Origin of the sequence: Enterococcus dongliensis (genome assembly GCF_031927985.1) — a bacterium.
GTDB classification, from domain to species: Bacteria; Bacillota; Bacilli; order Lactobacillales; family Enterococcaceae; genus Enterococcus_A; species Enterococcus_A dongliensis.
Genome location: NZ_JARPZC010000008.1, coordinates 26,430 through 45,792, shown reverse-complemented (window position 1 = coordinate 45,792; position 19,363 = coordinate 26,430). Strand labels below are relative to the sequence as shown.

The 19,363-nt window shown below is 37.5% G+C and carries 21 protein-coding genes and 1 other annotated feature; of the genes, 17 read left to right on the top strand and 4 right to left on the bottom strand.

Annotated features, from left to right (window positions below; translation table 11 throughout):
- The first annotated feature begins 8 nt into the window (after nucleotides 1-8).
- From P7D84_RS07415 to P7D84_RS07390, 6 genes are all read left to right on the top strand, one after another.
- Nucleotides 9-389: a type 2 periplasmic-binding domain-containing protein gene (locus P7D84_RS07415; protein WP_311805805.1), complete on the top strand. Its 381-nt coding sequence runs from the start codon at nucleotides 9-11 to the stop codon at nucleotides 387-389.
- Nucleotides 389-1,132, top strand: a complete 744-nt coding sequence (locus tag P7D84_RS07410) for an ABC transporter ATP-binding protein (protein ID WP_311805803.1) — start codon at nucleotides 389-391, stop codon at nucleotides 1,130-1,132. The genes P7D84_RS07415 and P7D84_RS07410 overlap by 1 nt, the downstream gene beginning before the upstream one ends.
- A 96-nt stretch (nucleotides 1,133-1,228) precedes the next feature.
- Nucleotides 1,229-1,467, top strand: a binding site (T-box leader).
- Between the two features lie 174 nt (nucleotides 1,468-1,641).
- Entirely contained in the window at nucleotides 1,642-2,955 is a 1,314-nt protein-coding gene (locus P7D84_RS07405) for a YeeE/YedE family protein (protein ID WP_311805802.1), read from the top strand.
- Between the two features lie 290 nt (nucleotides 2,956-3,245).
- A complete protein-coding gene (locus P7D84_RS07400) occupies nucleotides 3,246-4,127 on the top strand; it encodes a LysR family transcriptional regulator (RefSeq protein WP_311805800.1) in 882 nt (293 codons plus the stop codon).
- Between the two features lie 173 nt (nucleotides 4,128-4,300).
- The gene (locus P7D84_RS07395; RefSeq protein WP_311805798.1) at nucleotides 4,301-4,714 is read left to right on the top strand and encodes a cupin domain-containing protein; all 414 of its coding nucleotides are present in this window, start codon (nucleotides 4,301-4,303) and stop codon (nucleotides 4,712-4,714) included.
- Nucleotides 4,715-4,726: 12 nt separating this feature from the next.
- Nucleotides 4,727-5,047 (top strand): carboxymuconolactone decarboxylase family protein, encoded by a 321-nt coding sequence (locus P7D84_RS07390; RefSeq protein ID WP_311805796.1) that lies wholly within the window; start codon nucleotides 4,727-4,729, stop codon nucleotides 5,045-5,047.
- Nucleotides 5,048-5,345: 298 nt separating this feature from the next.
- Here the strand turns inward: P7D84_RS07390 and P7D84_RS07385 are convergent, their stop codons facing one another.
- Both P7D84_RS07385 and P7D84_RS07380 read right to left on the bottom strand, forming a co-directional pair.
- Nucleotides 5,346-5,558 carry a hypothetical protein gene (locus tag P7D84_RS07385; RefSeq protein WP_311805794.1) on the bottom strand — a complete coding sequence of 71 codons (213 nt, stop codon included), beginning with the start codon at nucleotides 5,556-5,558 and terminating at the stop codon, nucleotides 5,346-5,348.
- Nucleotides 5,559-5,951, bottom strand: a complete 393-nt coding sequence (locus tag P7D84_RS07380; protein WP_311805792.1) for a DUF1093 domain-containing protein — start codon at nucleotides 5,949-5,951, stop codon at nucleotides 5,559-5,561.
- A 397-nt stretch (nucleotides 5,952-6,348) separates the two neighbouring features.
- Here P7D84_RS07380 and ylqF point away from each other — a divergent pair, with 397 nt between their 5' ends.
- The 10 genes from ylqF to P7D84_RS07330 all read left to right on the top strand — a co-directional run bounded on the left by ylqF (nucleotide 6,349) and on the right by P7D84_RS07330 (nucleotide 17,294).
- Nucleotides 6,349-7,197, top strand: coding sequence for a ribosome biogenesis GTPase YlqF (gene ylqF / locus P7D84_RS07375; protein ID WP_137604328.1), 849 nt, complete (start codon nucleotides 6,349-6,351; stop codon nucleotides 7,195-7,197).
- Complete coding sequence (gene rnhB, locus P7D84_RS07370) at nucleotides 7,197-7,961, top strand: ribonuclease HII (protein WP_311805790.1); 765 nt, start codon at nucleotides 7,197-7,199, stop codon at nucleotides 7,959-7,961. The genes ylqF and rnhB overlap by 1 nt, the downstream gene beginning before the upstream one ends.
- 59 nt (nucleotides 7,962-8,020) lie before the next feature.
- Nucleotides 8,021-8,875: a DNA-processing protein DprA gene (gene dprA, locus P7D84_RS07365; RefSeq protein WP_311805788.1), complete on the top strand. Its 855-nt coding sequence runs from the start codon at nucleotides 8,021-8,023 to the stop codon at nucleotides 8,873-8,875.
- A gap of 101 nt (nucleotides 8,876-8,976) precedes the next feature.
- On the top strand, nucleotides 8,977-11,055 hold the full coding sequence (gene topA / locus P7D84_RS07360) for a type I DNA topoisomerase (RefSeq protein WP_311805786.1): 2,079 nt from the start codon (nucleotides 8,977-8,979) through the stop codon (nucleotides 11,053-11,055).
- Between the two features lie 21 nt (nucleotides 11,056-11,076).
- Entirely contained in the window at nucleotides 11,077-12,375 is a 1,299-nt protein-coding gene (gene trmFO / locus P7D84_RS07355) for an FADH(2)-oxidizing methylenetetrahydrofolate--tRNA-(uracil(54)-C(5))-methyltransferase TrmFO (protein ID WP_311805784.1), read from the top strand.
- 222 nt (nucleotides 12,376-12,597) lie between these two features.
- Nucleotides 12,598-13,479: a tyrosine recombinase XerC gene (xerC, locus tag P7D84_RS07350; protein WP_170999818.1), complete on the top strand. Its 882-nt coding sequence runs from the start codon at nucleotides 12,598-12,600 to the stop codon at nucleotides 13,477-13,479.
- Nucleotides 13,480-13,536: 57 nt separating this feature from the next.
- Nucleotides 13,537-14,082 carry an ATP-dependent protease subunit HslV gene (hslV, locus tag P7D84_RS07345; protein ID WP_137604309.1) on the top strand — a complete coding sequence of 182 codons (546 nt, stop codon included), beginning with the start codon at nucleotides 13,537-13,539 and terminating at the stop codon, nucleotides 14,080-14,082.
- Nucleotides 14,083-14,129: 47 nt separating this feature from the next.
- Complete coding sequence (hslU, locus tag P7D84_RS07340) at nucleotides 14,130-15,521, top strand: ATP-dependent protease ATPase subunit HslU (RefSeq protein ID WP_311805783.1); 1,392 nt, start codon at nucleotides 14,130-14,132, stop codon at nucleotides 15,519-15,521.
- 18 nt (nucleotides 15,522-15,539) lie between these two features.
- Nucleotides 15,540-16,328 (top strand): GTP-sensing pleiotropic transcriptional regulator CodY, encoded by a 789-nt coding sequence (codY, locus tag P7D84_RS07335; RefSeq protein WP_137604307.1) that lies wholly within the window; start codon nucleotides 15,540-15,542, stop codon nucleotides 16,326-16,328.
- A 96-nt stretch (nucleotides 16,329-16,424) separates the two neighbouring features.
- Nucleotides 16,425-17,294, top strand: coding sequence for an aldose 1-epimerase family protein (locus tag P7D84_RS07330; RefSeq protein ID WP_137604306.1), 870 nt, complete (start codon nucleotides 16,425-16,427; stop codon nucleotides 17,292-17,294).
- Between the two features lie 94 nt (nucleotides 17,295-17,388).
- Here the strand turns inward: P7D84_RS07330 and P7D84_RS07325 are convergent, their stop codons facing one another.
- Nucleotides 17,389-18,003: an NUDIX hydrolase N-terminal domain-containing protein gene (locus P7D84_RS07325; RefSeq protein ID WP_311805781.1), complete on the bottom strand. Its 615-nt coding sequence runs from the start codon at nucleotides 18,001-18,003 to the stop codon at nucleotides 17,389-17,391.
- Nucleotides 18,004-18,633, bottom strand: coding sequence for a glycerol-3-phosphate 1-O-acyltransferase PlsY (gene plsY, locus P7D84_RS07320; RefSeq protein WP_137604304.1), 630 nt, complete (start codon nucleotides 18,631-18,633; stop codon nucleotides 18,004-18,006).
- Nucleotides 18,634-18,752: 119 nt separating this feature from the next.
- On the opposite strand from plsY, the gene P7D84_RS07315 reads away from it, so the two are divergent.
- The gene (locus P7D84_RS07315) at nucleotides 18,753-19,175 is read left to right on the top strand and encodes a CoA-binding protein (protein WP_311805779.1); all 423 of its coding nucleotides are present in this window, start codon (nucleotides 18,753-18,755) and stop codon (nucleotides 19,173-19,175) included.
- Nucleotides 19,176-19,363: the final 188 nt, after the last annotated feature.

The following is a 19,363-nucleotide window of genomic DNA, read 5'->3' as shown; positions in this document are numbered from 1 at the left end:
GCGATCAGTTGGCAGAACAAGGTGCTCTGACGGCTAATGTGACTTTAGTTACCAACAAATTTGCTCAGCAACATGCAGAAATATTACGTCAGATTCTGAGTACGTTAGGCACTGCCCATACTCTTTATCAGCAACAGCCGCAGAAAATCTATCAGTTAACGGCACAACAGATGAATATCACTTCAAATGAAGCCAAACAGCAGATTGGAACATCGAGCTGGTTGCCAAGTGATCAGTTAGTACAATTTATGAATACAGAATTTGCAAAACAATTTTATCAAACGAGTCAATTCATGTATCAAAGACAAACGTTGAATAGTCGACCCAATCGGCAACAGATTCAACAATTCATCGATACCCAATTTATTATAGAAGGGAAGACACGCTGATGCCATTATTAGAAATTAAGCATGTGGCATACCAGTATGCTGGTAGTGGTGCGCAATCAATTGACAACATCAATTTAACACTTGAAGCTAACTCAATCAACGTGATTATTGGACCTTCTGGTATTGGTAAAAGTACATTACTCAATTTAATTGCCGGTTACCTGAAACCACAAATTGGTGAATTGCGAATGAATGACCAACCAATTCAAAAAGCCAGTTGGCAACGTGGAATCGTTTTTCAAGATATGGCGCTCTATCCATGGCTCAATGTGTCCCAAAATATTACTTTTGGACCGCGTATGCGTAAATTACCTAAGCAACAGATCAATCAGCGTTTAGCAGTACTGCTACAGGAAACAGGTTTGGAAAAATTTAAATCAAGTTATGTTTATGAATTATCTGGCGGGTTGAAACAACGCGTGGCACTTGCACGAGAATTTATTAATCAGCCAGATATTTTGATGTTGGATGAATCTTTTAGTGCTCTAGATAATTTGACTCGTGATGAGATGCACCAAATTTTACTTGAATTATGGACCAATACGGGTAATTGTGTCATCGTCATCACACATGATATTGATGAGGCACTGTACTTAGGTCAGAATATCATTATTATGAATGGCAGACCAGGCACGGTGCAACAAACCGTTACCAATCCGTATTTTAAAGGTACTTTTGACACGATGATCAATAATTCAGAGTATTTTTCTTTTCGACGAATGCTGCTAGATCAACTTAAATAAGCTCTATGAGCAACAGTAATAAGTAACGACTGTTAAAAAAACAAAAAAACTTCTTGACAGGAAAGGTTTTTCGGATAATAATTCTAATAATATAATTAAAATAAAATGAAAATATGAGTAGATTAACTTGATAAGTTTAGAGAGTCGCGGCTGGTGAAAAGCGATCTTATCGAATAATTGAAGATGGTCTTGGATAATACGTATTGTTAAGCTGCGGTGAAACAATAACGGGTGCTCCCGTTAGCGAGCTAGGGTATGTTGTACCCGAAGAGGAATGACTTGCGAAAGTGATTTAAATTAAGGTGGTAACACGAAGAAAGATCTTCGTCCTTAGATTCAGAGATGGATCTATGGGCGAATTTTTTTTTATCGAGAAAGTAGGTGAGAAAAACTTTTTTTCAACTGAATCAGTATTATTTCAAGTTGAAATGTATCTAATATAACTTGTTTTTATTTAATGAGTCAATTCGAGTGTTTTTATAAGCAGATAAATTTATGGAGGTCTTTATATGTTAAAAACTTATTTTGATGAAAATGATTTAGATAGTCGTCAACCGTATTATGCACTAATCGTTCTAGTTTTAATTATTGCTTACGGTCTTTTTACCTCAACACAAGCTGTTGAGTTACCAGTATTCTTGATTGCTGGTCTGGCAATTGGGTATGTTTTCACTCGCTCACGTTTTGGTTTTGCGGGAGGAATCAAGAGCCTCTTTTATGGCGGCAATAGTCAGTTAGCTGTTTCACTATTGATTTTATTGGGAGTGACAGCATTTTTGACTACAGGTATTCAATGGCAGGCCGCTAGTCAAGGAGCAGTTCCAGCATACTTGGCTAGTGCTAAACAAGCCATTATTCCTGGCTCAGCATCGGTAGAACTCACGAATATCGGAACTATAATTGGTGGAGCTATTTTCGGTAGCGGCATGTTGTTAGCTGGCGGTTGTGCTTCTGGAACTTTGACTGACTTTGGTGAAGGTGAAGGACATGCCATTATTACCTTGCCATTTTTCATTATTGGTTCACCGTTAGGGTTGTGGTTGAGCGGAAAGTTAGATGCTTCTGCTATTGGTAAGATTGGTGGCGAGTATTACTTGCCGACGTATTTTGGTTATATTGGTTCATTTATTTTCTTACTTGTTTTTTTAGGGATTTTATACTTAGTGATCCGTGCTTACCAAAAACATCGACAACAAGCTGGCTTAGCAATCAATCAGACGACTTATGCTGAATTTGAAAAATCATTAGAGACATCAAATACACAGGTGAACTTATACCATCGCTTGTTTATTCAACGCTGGTCATTTACAACAGCCGCCTTATTAACATCAATCATTGCCGCTTTTATCATTATCACCACGGGTAAATCATGGGGAGTCACTTCGGCCTTTACCCTGCAAGGAACTCAGTTGCTGCATGCCTTAGGGTTTTCATTAAATGACCCTGTATTTGCAGCGATTAATTTGAAAATCCAGCAAGGTGGTTTTCTAGTTGATGGATCGTCAGTCCGTAATCTGGGGATTGTCCTTGGTTCGCTAGTCGCTTTCTTATTAGCGGGACGGTTCCATTTTAAATTTAATTTTCATCTTAAGGATAGTGCGACTTATGCGTTAGGCGGGTTATTCATGGGTGTAGGAGCACGTTTGGCTAAAGGCTGTAACATTGGTGCTTTGTATTCTGGTATCACTAATTATTCTGTTCATGGATATATTTTCTTAGTTATTGGTAGTGTGATTACTTTAAGTATTTTAGAAGGAAAATTAGTGCTATTCCCTAAACGTCACACTCGCCAACAAGTTGATTTAAAAACTGCGAAAGCTTAGAAAATCTTTTGATAAATCAGTGATTAGCTAAAATCAGATAATCAGTTGTTCATATGAATAAAACGGCAATTCCTTTTTGGGGATTGTCGTTTTATTCATTTAAGCGTTCATGATGTGAGAAACTGCTATTGCTTTGTTGATATTAGTCGTAGATTTTTTAGCCATCTGACCAATCGTATACATAAGAATTAAAATATGAAGTTCTAATTTTTTAGATAAGCAATTTCTGATTACAAAAGAGACGATAGTCTATAAATTTGCTATAGTTAAGTAAAAAAGCGGGGCTTAAAATGGAAATTAGACTGTTACGTTATTTTTGGACAGTGGCACAAGAAGGAAATATTTCTCGGGCAGCCAAGTTACTAAACATCACTCAACCGACCTTGAGTCGACAAATTCGAGAATTAGAAGAGCAAGTAGGAGTGCCATTGTTTCATCGTGGAAAAAATCATCTATCGTTGCTTCCTGAGGGGCTATTTCTTAAAGAAAGAGCAGAAGAGATTCTCCACTTAAGCGATAAACTTGATCGTACTTTTTCAGAAAAGAAAAAGACCCAACTAACAGGAATGATCACAATCGGCTGTGTAGAAGCAGACAATTCAGATACTGTGGCTATGATGCTAGAAGAGATGATCAGTGATTATCCGACTGTTCACTTTAATTTGGTTACCGGAACAAGTGATGATATCAGTGATCAATTAGAAAAAGGATTATTAGATCTAGCTGTGCTGCTTGATCCAGTTGGACTCGAGAATGTGAAAAGCTTAAAACTTCCTCGAGAAGAAAAATGGGGATTTTTGGTCTCAAAAGAACTGTTTATTTCCAGTAAATCTTATTTAACACCAGAAGATATTCAAGGGTTACCACTTCTATGCTCAAATCGAAAAGAAGTCCAAGAATTATTAACGGCTTGGGCGAACTGTTCATATAATCAGTTAAATATTGTAGGAAATTTTAACCTTATTTTTAATGTTTCAGCATTAGTTGAAAATAAAGTGGGCGCAGCTCTTACGATAGAAGGTGCTGTAATGAACAGAAGGTCAGCTAGTACAGAATTTATCCCGCTGGATCCAGAAGTAAAAACAAATTGTCTGCTTGTTTGGAAAGATAGGATTCAAACGCCAGTAGTTCAAGAACTACTTTCTCGCTTTAATCATGCCTTTAAAGCATAGCACTATTTAAAATAAGCATTAGACCAAAAATAAGATGGGCTGTACGATGACTGTATTGATCGTACAGCCTATTTTGTTAACAGAAATTGCGGCTCACAGATGAATCAATCAGATAGAGCGATTGAAAATTGGTTGTTTACTTATAATTAAATAATGCAATGGAGGAAGGACTCATGGCAAAACATGAAGAAGTAAAAAATGGAATTATTTTTCCAATTGGAGAAAAAAATGAGGCTTACGCGCAATATTTTATTGGCCAAAGTTATCTTCAAGGGTTGATTTCAGATCCTGAAATTAATGTAGGAGTAGCAAACGTCACCTTTGAACCTGGTTGCCGAAATCATTGGCATGTTCATCACGATGGGTTTCAGTTACTTTTAGTAACTGGTGGGGAAGGCTGGTATCAAGAAGAAGGGAAAAAAGCACAAGTTTTAAAGGTAGGAGACGCAATCGTTACTCATAATGGAGTGAAACATTGGCACGGGGCAACAAAAGATAGTTGGTTTGAACACATCGCCATTACAGCAGGAACACCAGAATGGTTGGAACCAGTAACTGATGAATGGTATGAGAAATTAAAAAAATAAAGGAGAATTATTATGAAAAAACAAACTGCTGGAAGAGAACAGCTTGGAGAATTTGCGCCACAATTTGCAGCTTTGAATGATGATGTTCTTTTTGGGGAAGTCTGGTCAAGGGAAAATGAATTATCCCTTCATGATAGGAGTATGATCACTTGTTCAGCGTTATTAGCGATGGGAGCACCTCAATTAGAGGCACATTTAAAAATGGCCAAAGAAAATGGTGTAACAAAAGAGGAAGTAACGGCATTGATTACTCAACTAGCTTTTTATGCAGGTTGGTCAAAAGCTTGGACCGCTTTTTCAATGGCAAAAGAGATATTTGGATTAAAAAAATAAAATATATTTTTACAGGAAAGTGTTGAATTAACTAAGGTGATGATTACTGATGAAACTGTTGTCAGTCTCCTTTTTGGCGGTAAGTTGACAGAGAGTTATTTGATAACGAAGTCCCAATTTTTGTTGGATTTTCTTGCTTCTTTCTTTATTTCTATTGGATTAGTCACTCTTAATTCTATATAAAAACACTTCTATCTAAATTCAGAAAAATGAATTAAGATAGAAGTGTTTTTATTTGGTTCCGATTCTATAGAATCAGTCTTCTTTGAAGAAAGTGATTACAGGTCGTAGTCTAGCATTAGAATTGTTTGAAAAACAGAATGAGCAAAAGACCAATCCCGGAAAAGATAAGTCCCCAAAAAATCTGTGAGAACATACTTCTATCTCCAAAAAATAATCGAAATAGGAAAAATTTTTTCCCAAAACAAAAGATTGAAATACCAATCATAAATAAAAGACACCCGATTGTGAAGAGGGGATTCATTTCAAAGGCTGTTTTGATTTCATTCATTTACTTTCCTCCTGATTCAGCATTTAATTTTTCTAAGATAGATGTAGGAACTTCTGATTCTGATATGACCTCTGGGGCAGTAGCTCTTTTTTTACTTGTTTTGATCTTGACAATAGTTTTTGTTGGTAAGGGTGAAACTTGCTCTCCATGAATGTCAGTTTCTCTTTTATGTGATACGCCCTCCTTATCAAAAAAAGTCATTTTGTATTTGTAAGAATACATATTTTCTACTATTTTTCCACGAGCGTCCTTCGTTTGGGTCATTGCAGGAATTTTTGCAGGCGTTTTAGCATACTCAGTGTGGGTGATATAGGTCTCAGAGTAGTATTTATATCCAAACACCCCACTGATAATCAACAATAACAGAGCAACTCCGCCAAATAGTTTCTTCATTTAAAATCCTCCTGTAGGCTACTAGCGAGCTATTTTATTTCCTATAAGGAATTTACATGAATCAAATAAGGAATACGAGCGAATCATCTTTCAAACACCTAACAATAATGCAAGGAAGGTCGTTAACTAGATAAACTACGTGATTATTTAATCAATGAAAGTAGCACAGATTTTCAAAAAAGCTCTATTGATAGAGCAAATGGGAACATACCTAGTGTTTAATCTCTTGTCAATTTATGGTAAAATGCGAAAGATACTTGGATATAAGATAACAGATGGAATAATCCTTATCTCGATGATAAATGATCCTATCCCATATTTCTTCCAAGCAGTTTTGTTAGTATAAAAATAAATAAGGCATTTAAAACCTTGATATGAATGGAGTTGCATGAATAAGATGTCAATTCAATGGTTCCCTGGTCATATGGCGAAAGCTAGGCGGGAAGTTTCTGAAAAATTAAAATTTGTCGATATTGTTTTTGAATTGATTGATGCGAGATTGCCGCTGTCTTCTCGTAATCCAATGTTGGATCAGATCGTACAGCAAAAACCGCGATTAATTTTATTAAATAAAGCTGATTTAGCAGATCCGAATCAAACCAATTTATGGGTCAATTATTTTCGGGAGCAGGGCTATCCTGTGTTGGCCTTAACAGCTAAAAGTGATAAAAGTGTGAAGCAGATTATTCCTGCAAGTAAGAAAGTATTAGCAGAAAAAATTGCTCGTGATAATGAGCGAGGGATAAAACCACGGGCAATCCGAGCAATGGTCCTAGGGATTCCTAATGTGGGAAAATCCACTTTATTGAATCATTTAGCTGGTAAGAAAGTCGCAAGCACTGGCAATCGCCCCGGAGTCACCAAAGGACAGCAATGGCTACGTTTTGGTTCGCAATTGGAATTGCTTGATACTCCAGGAATATTGTGGCCTAAATTTGAAGATCCAGCAGTGGGGAAAAAATTGGCATTGACCGGCGCAATCAAAGATGATTTATTGCATTTAGATGATTTAGCTTTGTATGAATTAGAAATGTTCAGCCGTTTCTATCCAGAACAGCTAAAAGAGCGTTATAAATTAACCGAGGATGATCTGTTTAAGGAATTACCTGAGTTGTTAATGCTGATTTCTGAAAAACGTGGATTTAGAGATGATTATGAGCGTGCAAGTGAGATGCTGATCCTTGAATTGCGACAAGGAAAACTGGGACGTTACACTTTGGATCGTTTTGAGGAGTTGAGCGAATAATGGACAAATTATCCATTAGTGAGATCAAAATGATTCTAAAAACAATCACGTCAGAGAATGATCCACGCTTAAGTGAGTTTGAGCAAGATCAACGAAAAGGCGTACAGTCAGCAATGGCTCAATGGCAAAAACAGCAAGCAAAACAAGTGAAGCTGGCAGAAAAATATCAGGAAATGTCTGTTTTTGAAGAAGAAAAGAAAGCGCAGGGATTTCAGGCGATTTGTGGGATTGATGAAGTCGGCAGAGGGCCATTAGCCGGTCCAGTAGTTGCAGCCGCTGTAATTTTAAACGATACGCATAAGATTTTAGGTCTGAATGACTCCAAACAACTTTCAGCGCATAAGCGAGAAGAGCTGGTCACTGAGATTCGAAAAAACGCACGAGCAATTGGGATTGGGGAAGCTACTGCTGAAGAAATCGATCAATTAAATATTTATCAAGCTACTAAAGTTGCTATGCAACGAGCGATTGATCAACTAATGATTACACCAGATTGTTTATTGATCGATGCGATGGTCTTAGATAATGGATTGCCTCAAGAAAAGATCATCAAAGGCGATGCACGTTCCGTATCTATCGCTGCAGCAAGTATTATTGCGAAAGTTTATCGAGATGAATGGATGACGACTTACGGTGAAGAATATCCAGTATATGGTTTTAGTAAAAATGCTGGCTATGGGACCAAAGAACATCTAAAAGCAATCGAGACATGTGGTATTCTACCAATTCATCGCAAGACTTTTGCTCCAATCAAAAATAAATAAAAATAAAATCCTTCTTTTCGCTGTATCTTTTTGATAAAGAGCTGAAAAGAGGGATTTTTTTGAAAAATGAATTTCTTCTACGATTGAGTTTATTAAAAGGCGTTGGCCATTTTGGCAAACAACGGATCTATCAATTTGCTAAAAAACACCAACGATGGGAGTTTGACAGTTTTGAAATCCGTTTATTAGCACAAACGATGAAACCCAACGATTGGGATGAATGGACAGATGATCGCTTAAACCAAATCAAAAGAACGCATCAATATTTAACGATCGAAGACGAAATCTATCCAGAAAGATTGCGACATGTTCCCACACCACCTTTGATTCTATTTTATAAAGGAAATTTGTCTTTATTGGATCATGAACACTTAGCAATCGTAGGTGCACGTGCAGCAAGTGATTATGGTTATCAAGTATTAAAAAAATTAATGCCTGATCTTACAAAACGCGGATTGGTAATTGTCAGTGGACTAGCTAAGGGAATCGATAGCTTCGTCCATCAGTTTGCCATCAGTAATCAAGGAAAGACGATTGGTGTAATTGGCACAGGCTTAGATGTTTGCTATCCTAAAGCAAGCGGAAATTTACAAATTGAAATGTGTCAACATCATTTGGTGTTGAGTGAATATCCTAATGGCACCTTACCAGCAAAGTTCCATTTTCCAATGCGTAATCGAATCATTGCAGGAATCAGTAGCGGGGTACTTGTGTTAGAAGCTAAAAAACGCAGTGGCTCTTTGATTACTGCACAACAAGCGTTAGATTATGGAAAGGATGTTTTTGTGATTCCCGGGTCGATCTTAGATGGCCGTTCTAGTGGTTGTCATCAATTGATTCAAGATGGGGCAATCTGTGTTGAAAAAACACAAGATATTTTTGATTCTTATGATTTATGGCATAAAATTCATTAGGCCTGACTTGACAAACAAAATTTGAATAGCGTATTATAGGCTACGATTTGTCAGTAGTTTTCAATATATAATAGTAGAAAAAATTGAGGAGGCAAAAATATTTGGCCTATAAATACTTAGTTATCGTGGAATCTCCTGCTAAAGCAAAGACCATTGAAAAATATCTAGGAAGAAATTACAAAGTGGTCGCAAGTGTGGGACATGTCCGTGATTTACCTAAAAGCAAAATGGGAATCGATGTCGAAAATAATTATGAACCCCATTATATTTCTATTCGCGGTAAGGGCGATGTTATTAAAAGTTTGAAACAAGCAGCTAAAAAAGCGCAAAAAGTTTATCTTGCAAGTGACCCGGATAGAGAAGGGGAAGCAATTGCTTGGCATCTTGCGTATTTGTTGGGATTAGATTTGAAAGACAAAAATCGTGTAGTCTTTAACGAGATCACAAAAGATGCTGTCAAAGCGGCGTTTAAAGAGCCACGGTCGATCGATGTTTCTTTAGTCGATGCCCAACAAGCACGGCGTGCCCTAGATCGATTAGTGGGCTATTCTATCTCACCGATTCTCTGGAAAAAAATCAAAAAAGGTTTGAGTGCTGGTCGTGTTCAGTCTATTGCTTTAAAAATGATTATTGACCGCGAACAAGCGATTCGCGATTTTATTCCAGAAGAATACTGGAGCATCGATGGAAACTTCAAGAAGAAAACAAAAAAATTCAAAGCAAATTTTTGGGGAATCGATGGCAAGAAGAAGAAACTACCGAATGCTGAAGCTGTAAAAGAGATTACTTCAAGAATTGATGGTAAAGACTATGAAGTCACCAAAGTTGAGAAAAAAGAACGCAAACGCAATCCAGCTTTACCATTTACAACGAGTAATATGCAACAAGAATCTGCTCGCAAACTGAATTTCCGAACACGTAAAACTATGATGGTTGCGCAACAATTATATGAAGGAATCGCCTTAGGAAAACAAGGAACAGTTGGTTTGATCACCTATATGCGTACTGACTCCACACGTATTTCTGATACTGCAAAGACAGAAGCTGCAGAATTTATTGAAAAGACGTATGGCAAAGAATATTCACAGCACCATGCCCGTAAGGTGAAAAATCCACAAGGTTCACAAGATGCCCATGAAGCGATTCGTCCAACCAGTGTCCAACGAACTCCTGATGAAATGAAACAATACTTGGACAAAGATCAATTAAAACTTTATACATTGATTTGGTCACGATTTGTGGCTAGTCAAATGACAGCTGCAATCCTTGATACGATGAAAGTGACTTTAGAACAAAATGATGTCATCTTTATTGCTAATGGATCAAAAATCAAATTTAAAGGATTCATGCAGGTGTATATTGAAGGACGCGATGATGGCAAAGAAGATAAAGAAAATATCTTGCCAGAACTTGAAAAAGGGGACGTCGTTCAATCTGTCGATATTGAGCCTAAACAACACTTCACACAACCACCAGCTCGTTTTAGCGAAGCGACACTGATTAAAACATTGGAAGAAAATGGTGTGGGTCGTCCATCAACTTATGCGCCGACACTAGATACAATCCAACGGCGTTATTATGTGAAATTAACTCAAAGACGTTTTGAGCCAACTGAACTTGGTGAAATCGTGAATACTTTGATCGTGGACTTTTTCCCACAGATTGTTGATGTTAATTTTACTGCTGAAATGGAAAATGATTTGGATAAAGTTGAAGATGGCAAAGAAGAATGGACAAAAGTCGTGGACCGTTTCTACAAACCGTTTGCTGTAGAATTAGAAAAAGCCGAAGAAGGAATTGAAAAAATCCAGATTAAAGATGAGCCCGCGGGCTTTGATTGTGATGTTTGTGGTCATCCAATGGTGATCAAACTAGGTCGTTATGGAAAATTCTATGCATGCAGTAATTTTCCAGAATGTCGTAATACAAAACCAATCGTTAAAGAAATCGGCATAGAATGTCCAGTTTGTCATAAAGGACAAGTCGTTGAACGGAAATCGAAAAAAAATCGTTTGTTTTACGGCTGTTCCCGTTATCCTGATTGCGACTTTACTTCTTGGGATAAACCAGTTGGGCGGAAGTGTCCAAAATGTGATGGCTATTTAGTTGAGAAAAAAGTCAAGGGCGGCAAACAAGTTGTTTGTGTTAATGGCGATTACGAAGAAGCAGTACAAAAATAACTTCCATAAGTGAGGAAATCAATGGTAAAAACAGTCAATGTTATTGGAGCAGGGCTTGCTGGAAGCGAAGCTGCGTGGCAGTTAGCAGAAGCAGGTGTTCCGGTCAATTTATATGAGATGCGTCCAGTAAAGTCAACACCGGCGCATCATACAGCAAATTTTGCAGAACTTGTTTGTAGTAATTCATTGCGTGGCAATAGTTTGACAAATGCAGTCGGCGTTTTAAAAGAAGAGATGCGCCGGCTAAACTCAGTAGTGATTGCCGCAGCAGATGAAACAGCTGTACCCGCTGGCGGAGCACTTGCAGTAGATCGGACAGATTTTTCAGCGCTGATCACTCAAAAAGTGAAAAACCATCCTATGGTGACAGTCATCTCTGAGGAAGTCACAAAAATTCCTGAAGGGATTACGATTATTGCGACGGGACCTTTAACTTCAGAGGCTCTAGCAACAGAAATCGCAGCGTATAATGGTTCGGAAGGTTTTTATTTTTATGATGCCGCAGCGCCGATTATTGATGAGTCTACTATCGATCATGAAAAGGTTTATTTGAAATCACGGTATGACAAAGGTGAGGCAGCATATTTAAATTGCCCGATGACAGAAGAAGAATTCATGCGTTTTTATAATGCACTGATTGAAGCAGAAGTAGCGCCGCAAAAAGAATTTGAGAAAGAAAAATTCTTTGAAGGATGTATGCCGATTGAAGTTATGGCAAAACGCGACGTAAAAACAATGTTGTTTGGTCCAATGAAACCGGTTGGTTTAGAAGATCCTAAGACAGGTAAACGTCCGTATGCTGTAATCCAATTACGTCAAGACAATGCCGCAGCGTCTATGTATAATATTGTTGGTTTTCAAACGCATTTAAAATGGGGCGAACAAAAACGTGTTTTTCAAATGATCCCAGGATTAGAAAATGCTGAATTTTTACGCTATGGTGTGATGCATCGCAATAGTTTTATGAATTCACCAGAGCTGTTGCAGCCGACCTATCAAAGTAAAAAGCGTCCCGATCTATTCTTCGCTGGTCAAATGACGGGCGTTGAAGGTTATGTGGAAAGCGCGGGCAGCGGATTAGTTGCTGGTTTGAATGCTGCAAGACTTGCTAAAGGAGAAGAGCTGATCGAATTTCCTCGCGAGACTGCGATTGGTTCGATGGCCTATTACATTACCCACGCAGAAGGCAAACATTTTCAACCGATGAATGCAAATTTTGGGCTATTTCCTAGTCTGCCAGAACGGATTCGTGATAAAAAATTACGCTATGAAACATTAGCCGAACGAGCATTGAAGGCATTAGCAACAATGAATGATTAGAAAAAAACTCCGCTGATAAAAACAGTGGAGTTTTTTTTATTTACTTAAAATAAATGAAATCAACGGCTATTTTAGCTATAAATATGAAAGATTTATAAATAATTGTTAGTATATTCGTGAAAAGTCAATAGATTCTGACAATTCAATTGTAATTAAAAAGCTCTTATGCTACATTTGTGATATGTTTGTGAGGTGAGAAAAAATTTGGAAAATGAAGCAATCATGCAAGAGTTTGTGAGTTATTTAATGACTGAACGCGGCTACTCTGAGAAGACAAAAGAGGCCTATCAGCGAGATTTAAATGACTTTTGTCATTTTTTAAAAAATTCAGGAGAAGCTTCATTATTATCGGTGAATCATTTAGATGTTCGGGTGTATTTAGCATTTTTAAACGATCAGAAATATAGCCGCAATACGATCAGTCGCAAAATCGCAAGTTTACGCTCTTTTTATCAATATCTTTTGAAACATGGAAAAATTGAAGAGAATCCATTTTCTTATGTCCATCTCAAAAAAAAGCAAGCACGCCTTCCACGTTTTTTCTATGAAAAAGAGATTGAGGTATTGTTTGCTAGTGTCGATGGGACAAAACCCCTCGATCAACGCAACCGTGCATTATTAGAAATCCTTTATGGTTCAGGTTTACGTGTGAGCGAATGCGCGAACCTTCATCTGTCAGTAATCGACTTTGACAACAGTGTGATGCTGATTCACGGAAAAGGGAGCAAAGATCGTTATGTACCGCTAGGTTCTTATGCAGCAGATGCGATTCAAGAATTTGTTCAAGATGGTCGAAAAAAAATTATGAATCATTTTGGTAAAGAGCATGATTTTTTGTTTATTAATCATCGTGGCGATCAAATTACACCGACTGGGATCGAATATGTGCTTAATCAAATGATCAAAAAAAGCAGTTTGAACAGTGATATCCATCCACATATGTTGCGTCATACTTTTGCGACTCATCTGCTGAACAATGGGGCGGATTTACGAACAGTCCAAGAATTATTGGGCCATGCTAATCTGTCAACGACCCAAATTTATACCCATGTTACAAAAGAAAGTTTACAAAAGAGCTATCGCTCATTTCATCCAAGAGCTTAAATTATAATTATTTAGTTTTAGTGGTGTCCACTGACTAATCAAGAAGGAGAGAATAATATGTCTGAATCACAATTTCATTCCACTACAATTTGCGCAATCGAAAAAGATGGGAAATTAGCCATGGCTGGTGACGGCCAAGTCACAATGGGCGAACAAGTGATTATGAAAGGAACGGCCCGCAAAGTCCGCCGTATTTATAATGGCAAAGTTGTCGTAGGCTTTGCTGGCAGCGTAGCCGATGCATTTACTTTAGAAGAAAAATTTGAAGGAAAACTCAATGAATATAACGGCAACTTACAACGGGCGGCTGTAGAACTGGCCCAAGAATGGCGGACACAACAAGCGATGAAAAATCTAGAGGCGTTATTGATTGTCATGAATGACAAAGAGATGCTGCTTGTTTCTGGTAACGGCGAGGTCATTGCACCAGATGATGGAATTTTAGCAATCGGTTCAGGTGGAAATTATGCTTTAGCTGCTGCTCGAGCAATGAAGAAACACAACTCTGACATGAATGCAAAAGAAATTGCTGAGAGCGCATTGAATATCGCTGCAGACATCTGTGTTTTTACTAACCATAATATTATCGTAGAAGAAATGTAAATCGACTGATAAAGAAGAGTAGAATACTAAACATAAGGAGAATCGAAATGACGGAAGTTAACAAAACACCAAAAGAAATTGTAAGTGAATTGGATCAATATATTATTGGACAAAACGATGCAAAACGTTCTGTGGCGATTGCGTTACGTAATCGTTATCGTCGAATGCAATTAGAAGAAACCATGCAACAAGAAGTCACCCCTAAAAATATTTTAATGATTGGCCCTACTGGTGTTGGTAAGACTGAAATCGCTCGGCGCTTGGCACGAATAGTCAAAGCACCTTTTGTGAAAGTTGAAGCAACAAAATTCACAGAAGTGGGTTATGTTGGTCGTGACGTTGAGTCCATGGTTCGTGATTTAGTTGAGAATGCTATCACAATCGTGGAAAAAGAACAATATTCAAAAGTGTATTCACAAGCATTGAAACGTGCCAATAAACGTTTAGTGAAAATTTTAGTTCCTGGGATTAAAAAAGAACAAAAACAAAGCAACAATCCTTATGAACAAATGATGAATATCTTTAACCAAGCACAAAACGAACCAAAAGAAGAAGTCACAGAAGCGATTAAAGTAAATCGTCAAACTATTCTTGAACAATTAGAAAAAGGGTTATTGGACCAACGAGATGTGACGATTGAAATAACTGAGCCAAAAAAATCGATGCCAATGAACAACGGCTTAGAACAAATGGGCATTGACTTGTCAGATACATTGGGCGCTTTGACACCGGAAAAGAAGATTCAGCGCACCGTAACTGTTAAAAAGGCACAAGAGTTATTAGTAAAAGAAGAGCAAGCAAAGTTAGTCAATGAAGGAGATATCTCTACTGCAGCGATTAATTTAGCAGAAAGTTCTGGGATTATCTTTATCGACGAGATCGATAAGATTACTTCTAAATCACAACAAAATTCAGGAGAAGTATCTCGTGAAGGTGTTCAAAGAGATATCCTGCCGATCGTTGAAGGCTCTCAAGTGAATACAAAGTATGGAGCAATCCAAACAGATCATATTTTGTTTATTGCCAGCGGTGCATTTAGTTTGTCTAAACCAAGTGACTTGATTCCAGAATTGCAAGGACGTTTTCCAATTCGTGTTGAATTGAATGATCTTTCAGCCGAAGACTTTGTGAAAATTTTGACCGAACCAAACAATTCATTGATCAAACAATACGTTGCTTTGGTAGGAACAGAGAATGTTGAGATCATTTTTACACAAGAAGCAATCGAACGAATTGCACAGATCGCATTTGATGTGAATCGAGAAACAGACAATATCGGTGCCCGCCGTTTGCACACGATTTTAGAAAAATTGTTGGAAGATCTTTTATTCGAAGCACCAGATATGCAAATGGGTGAAATCAAGATTACAGAGGCATATGTGGATGAAAAATTAGCATCAATCGCTCAAAATAAAGATTTGAGTCGCTTTATTCTTTAAAACTGGGGAGGAGAAAAAGTGGAAACATTATTAGAAAAAACACGTCAGATAAATAAATTAATGCAACAAAAAAATGCCTTTGAACCGGCAGCAGAGTTACCTTATAATAATATGGCGCGGATCTTAGGAGATATTTTAGGCACACTGACTTATATTATCGGGGCTGAGGGAAAATTGTTGGGACTAAATGAAAAGATCGATATTAATACTGATCGAGTTCGTTCTTTTTTAGTTGATCGGCAGTTTCCGGATAGTTATGTCTCAGGAATGAAAGAAGTCATGCGAACAGAGGCGAATATTCCAGTAGAAAATGAACTGACTGCTTTTCCGACTGAACGAGCAGAACTTTATCCTCATGGATTAACGACTGTTATTCCGATTTTTGGTTCTGGAGAACGTTTAGGGACGATCGTGCTAGCTCGAACAGAAGAGATATTTACTGATGATGACCTTGTTTTAGCCGAATACGGGGCAACTGTTATCGGTATGGAAATTTTATACCAACAATTTTTACACGTAGGAGAAAAAATCCGCAGTCAAACGGCTGTACAAATGGCGATATCTACTCTTTCATACAGTGAGTTAAAAGCTGTCAAAGCGATTTTTGAAGCACTAGAAGGGGATGAAGGTCGATTGACGGCCTCAAATATTGCGGATAAAATCGGTATCACACGTTCTGTGATTGTGAATGCTCTACGAAAATTAGAGTCTGCTGGTATCATCGAATCTCGTTCTCTTGGAATGAAAGGGACTTATTTGAAAGTTTTGAATCCATTATTCAAAGAAGAATTAGTCCGTCACAAATAGAAAAAATACTCGTTTTTTTGGTTCAATAAAAAGAACTGTTCATAAAGTTCAGACTGTACAATGAAAAGCGAGATAGAAATGAGGAGTGAAAGACTTATGTCAGTGACAATCAGTAATGATTTTTTGGAAGCAACAATCAATGAACAAGGCGCAGAACTCGCCAGCTTGCGTGCCAATGAGATTGAATATATCTGGCAAGCAGATCCAAAATATTGGGGACGCCATGCACCGTTGCTTTTTCCATTTGTAGGACGTTTGAAAGACGATCAATATACGTATCAAGGAAAAACGTATTCTATGGGTCAACATGGATTTGCACGGGACAAACTATTTTCAGTAGTCGAACAAACAAAAGATAAAGTCACTTTTTTACTTGAAAGCGATGAAGAAACTAAGGCAGTTTACCCATTTGATTTCGCGCTCACTGTTAGTTATGAAATTTGGGGTGAAGGCGTTCGGATTCGTTTTAATGTAGAAAATACCGGGACTGAAGAAATGATTTTTGCTTTGGGTGGACATCCAGCTTTTAATATTCCATTGACAGAAGAATTGAAATTTGAGGATTATTTTATTGCTTTTTCTCCTCAAAAATCACGGGTGAAAATTCCTTTAGAAGGGCCATTCACAAATTTAGATCAAAAAACGATTGGTCAAACAAATACAAACATTCAATTAAGCCGAGATTTGTTCAAAGAAGATGCATTGATTTATGAAACACGAGGATTAAATGCTTATACATTAGGCAGCGAAGAATCCTCTCATCGTGTAAGAGTGGCTTACAACAATGTTCCTTATGTCGGTCTATGGTCACCTTATCCTGCTGAAGCACCATTTGTTTGCATCGAACCATGGTGGGGATTTGCAGATACCATCGATAGTACCGGGCGTCTGGAAGATAAAGAAGGTATGAATCGATTGGCAGCAAACGAACAGTTTAAGACAGAATTTTCGATTACCGTCAGTTGATAACAACAGTTGGCTAATCTAATGAGAATTATAGAGAATAAACAGGCTGCGCTAAATTCGGCGCAGCCTGTTTATTCATTGATTAGAAGATTTTTTAGTCGAAAGGAACACGCCACTCATTGTTGTGATGAGCCTCAAAACAAAGTTTGATTTGTTCTTTCGTATTTTTTGCTTCTGCTAATGGTGGTAGATCCTTTAAAGAAAACCAGGCAATCTGGATTGTTTCAATATTTTCTTTAAACTTTCCACCGAGTAAACAGCACTCCACAAATATTTTACAAACACTATAGGCATAACGAGGATGATTGTGTTTGTTACGTTCGTGAATAGCAATCACTTTTATAGGTTTTACCTGTAACCCGGTTTCTTCTAGTGTTTCTTTCACCGTATTTTCTTTGATTGATTGATCAAAATCGACCCAACCGCCTGGTAACGACCAAAGTTCATTTTTTTCCTGGACAAGTAGGATCTTACCTTCATTGAATACCGCTGCCCGTGTATCTAATTTTGGTGTTGGATAGCCTGTTTCTTTGGCAAAAAGTTCTTTTACTTTTAATACAGGAAGGGGTGATTGTAATGCAAGTAGTTCTGTTGCGATTGTTCGGATTCGCTCAAAACGTTCTTGATCGAATGGATCTTTTGTGTAAGTCAGCCCAGCTTGAGCAATTGCTTGAAGTTCGATTGCCCAATCCAATAGTTGTTCGTCCATCTATTTCTCCTTCTTATTCAAACCAAAAGGAACCCGATTTTCTGTGCCATTTTTAATCCGCAAAATATTTTCTTTATGACGATAAGTGATGTAACAAGTTAAAAGAAAACACACCAATGTCAGCAGCCAATTTTGGGTAGGCAAGATTGTTGGCCAAATGTAAGGCAGAAAAATTGAAGATAGAGTAACAAAAATAGCTGAAGTGATACTAGCTGCACTGACCATACTGGTGATGTACAAAATAATCAGGAAGAAAACCACTGAATAACAAAAAAATAAAGGAGCAAAGCCTAACAACATTCCAGCACTAGTAGCGACAGCCTTGCCGCCTTTGAAGCCAGCAAAAATAGGTAATGTGTGACCAATGACTGCTACTAAACCAAACCATAATGGATTGATATCTAAATGAAAGATTATAGGCAAACAAGTTGCTAGTGTACCTTTTAATAAATCCATGGCAAAAACAATAAGTCCGGCTGCTTTTCCTAATACACGAAACGTATTGGTAGTACCAGAATTTCCGCTGCCAAATTCACGTATGTCTTTTTTGAAAAAAAGTTTCCCAATCCAAATTCCAGAAGGGATAGAGCCTAAAAGATAAGCTAAGACTAAAAGTATGGCGGTTTTCATATGTGTCCTCATTTCTTCGAGTAGTAAGGTCATTTTAGCAGATTTCAAATGAGTGAACAAATTCTAATCCCATGATATACTGGTTATCGTAAATAATCAAAGTGAGCGGAGGTATTCAAATGAGTTTTCAAAATCCTAGTCAGGAAAAAATTTTTCAATACTTGGATGAAGCAAAAGTCATCGCAGTAGTGGGTCTTAGTGCAAATCCCGATAAAACGAGCTATAAAATTGCAGCTGTTCTAAAAGCTCACGGCTATAAATTATACGGTGTAAATCCCAAGTTAGCTGGTCAAACAGTCAATGACATCCCAGTTGTAGAAAATCTAGCTGCTGTACCAGAGACGATCGATATCGTGGATATCTTTAGACGCAGTGAGTTTTTACCAGAAATAGCCGAAGAATTTTTAAAAACAGATGCTAAAGTTTTTTGGGCCCAACTTGGGTTAAGCAGCGAAAAAGCAGCAGAAATCTTACAAGAGCATGGTCGTAATGATATTGTCATGGATCGCTGCGTAAAGATTGAATTAAACAAAAGAGCATAATTCTTGAGTTGCTTTTCTTAAAAAAAAAGCTTAAAATGCCTTTTCAGAAACAGGAGAGGCTTTTTTTTTGGACTTTTTTAGCGTATCATACAAATGATGTACGTTAGTAAAGGTACAAACAACACAATCATTTTTCACTAAGATAAATGATTACGTTATTAGAAGTAAGGAGCTGTAGGATTGGCTAA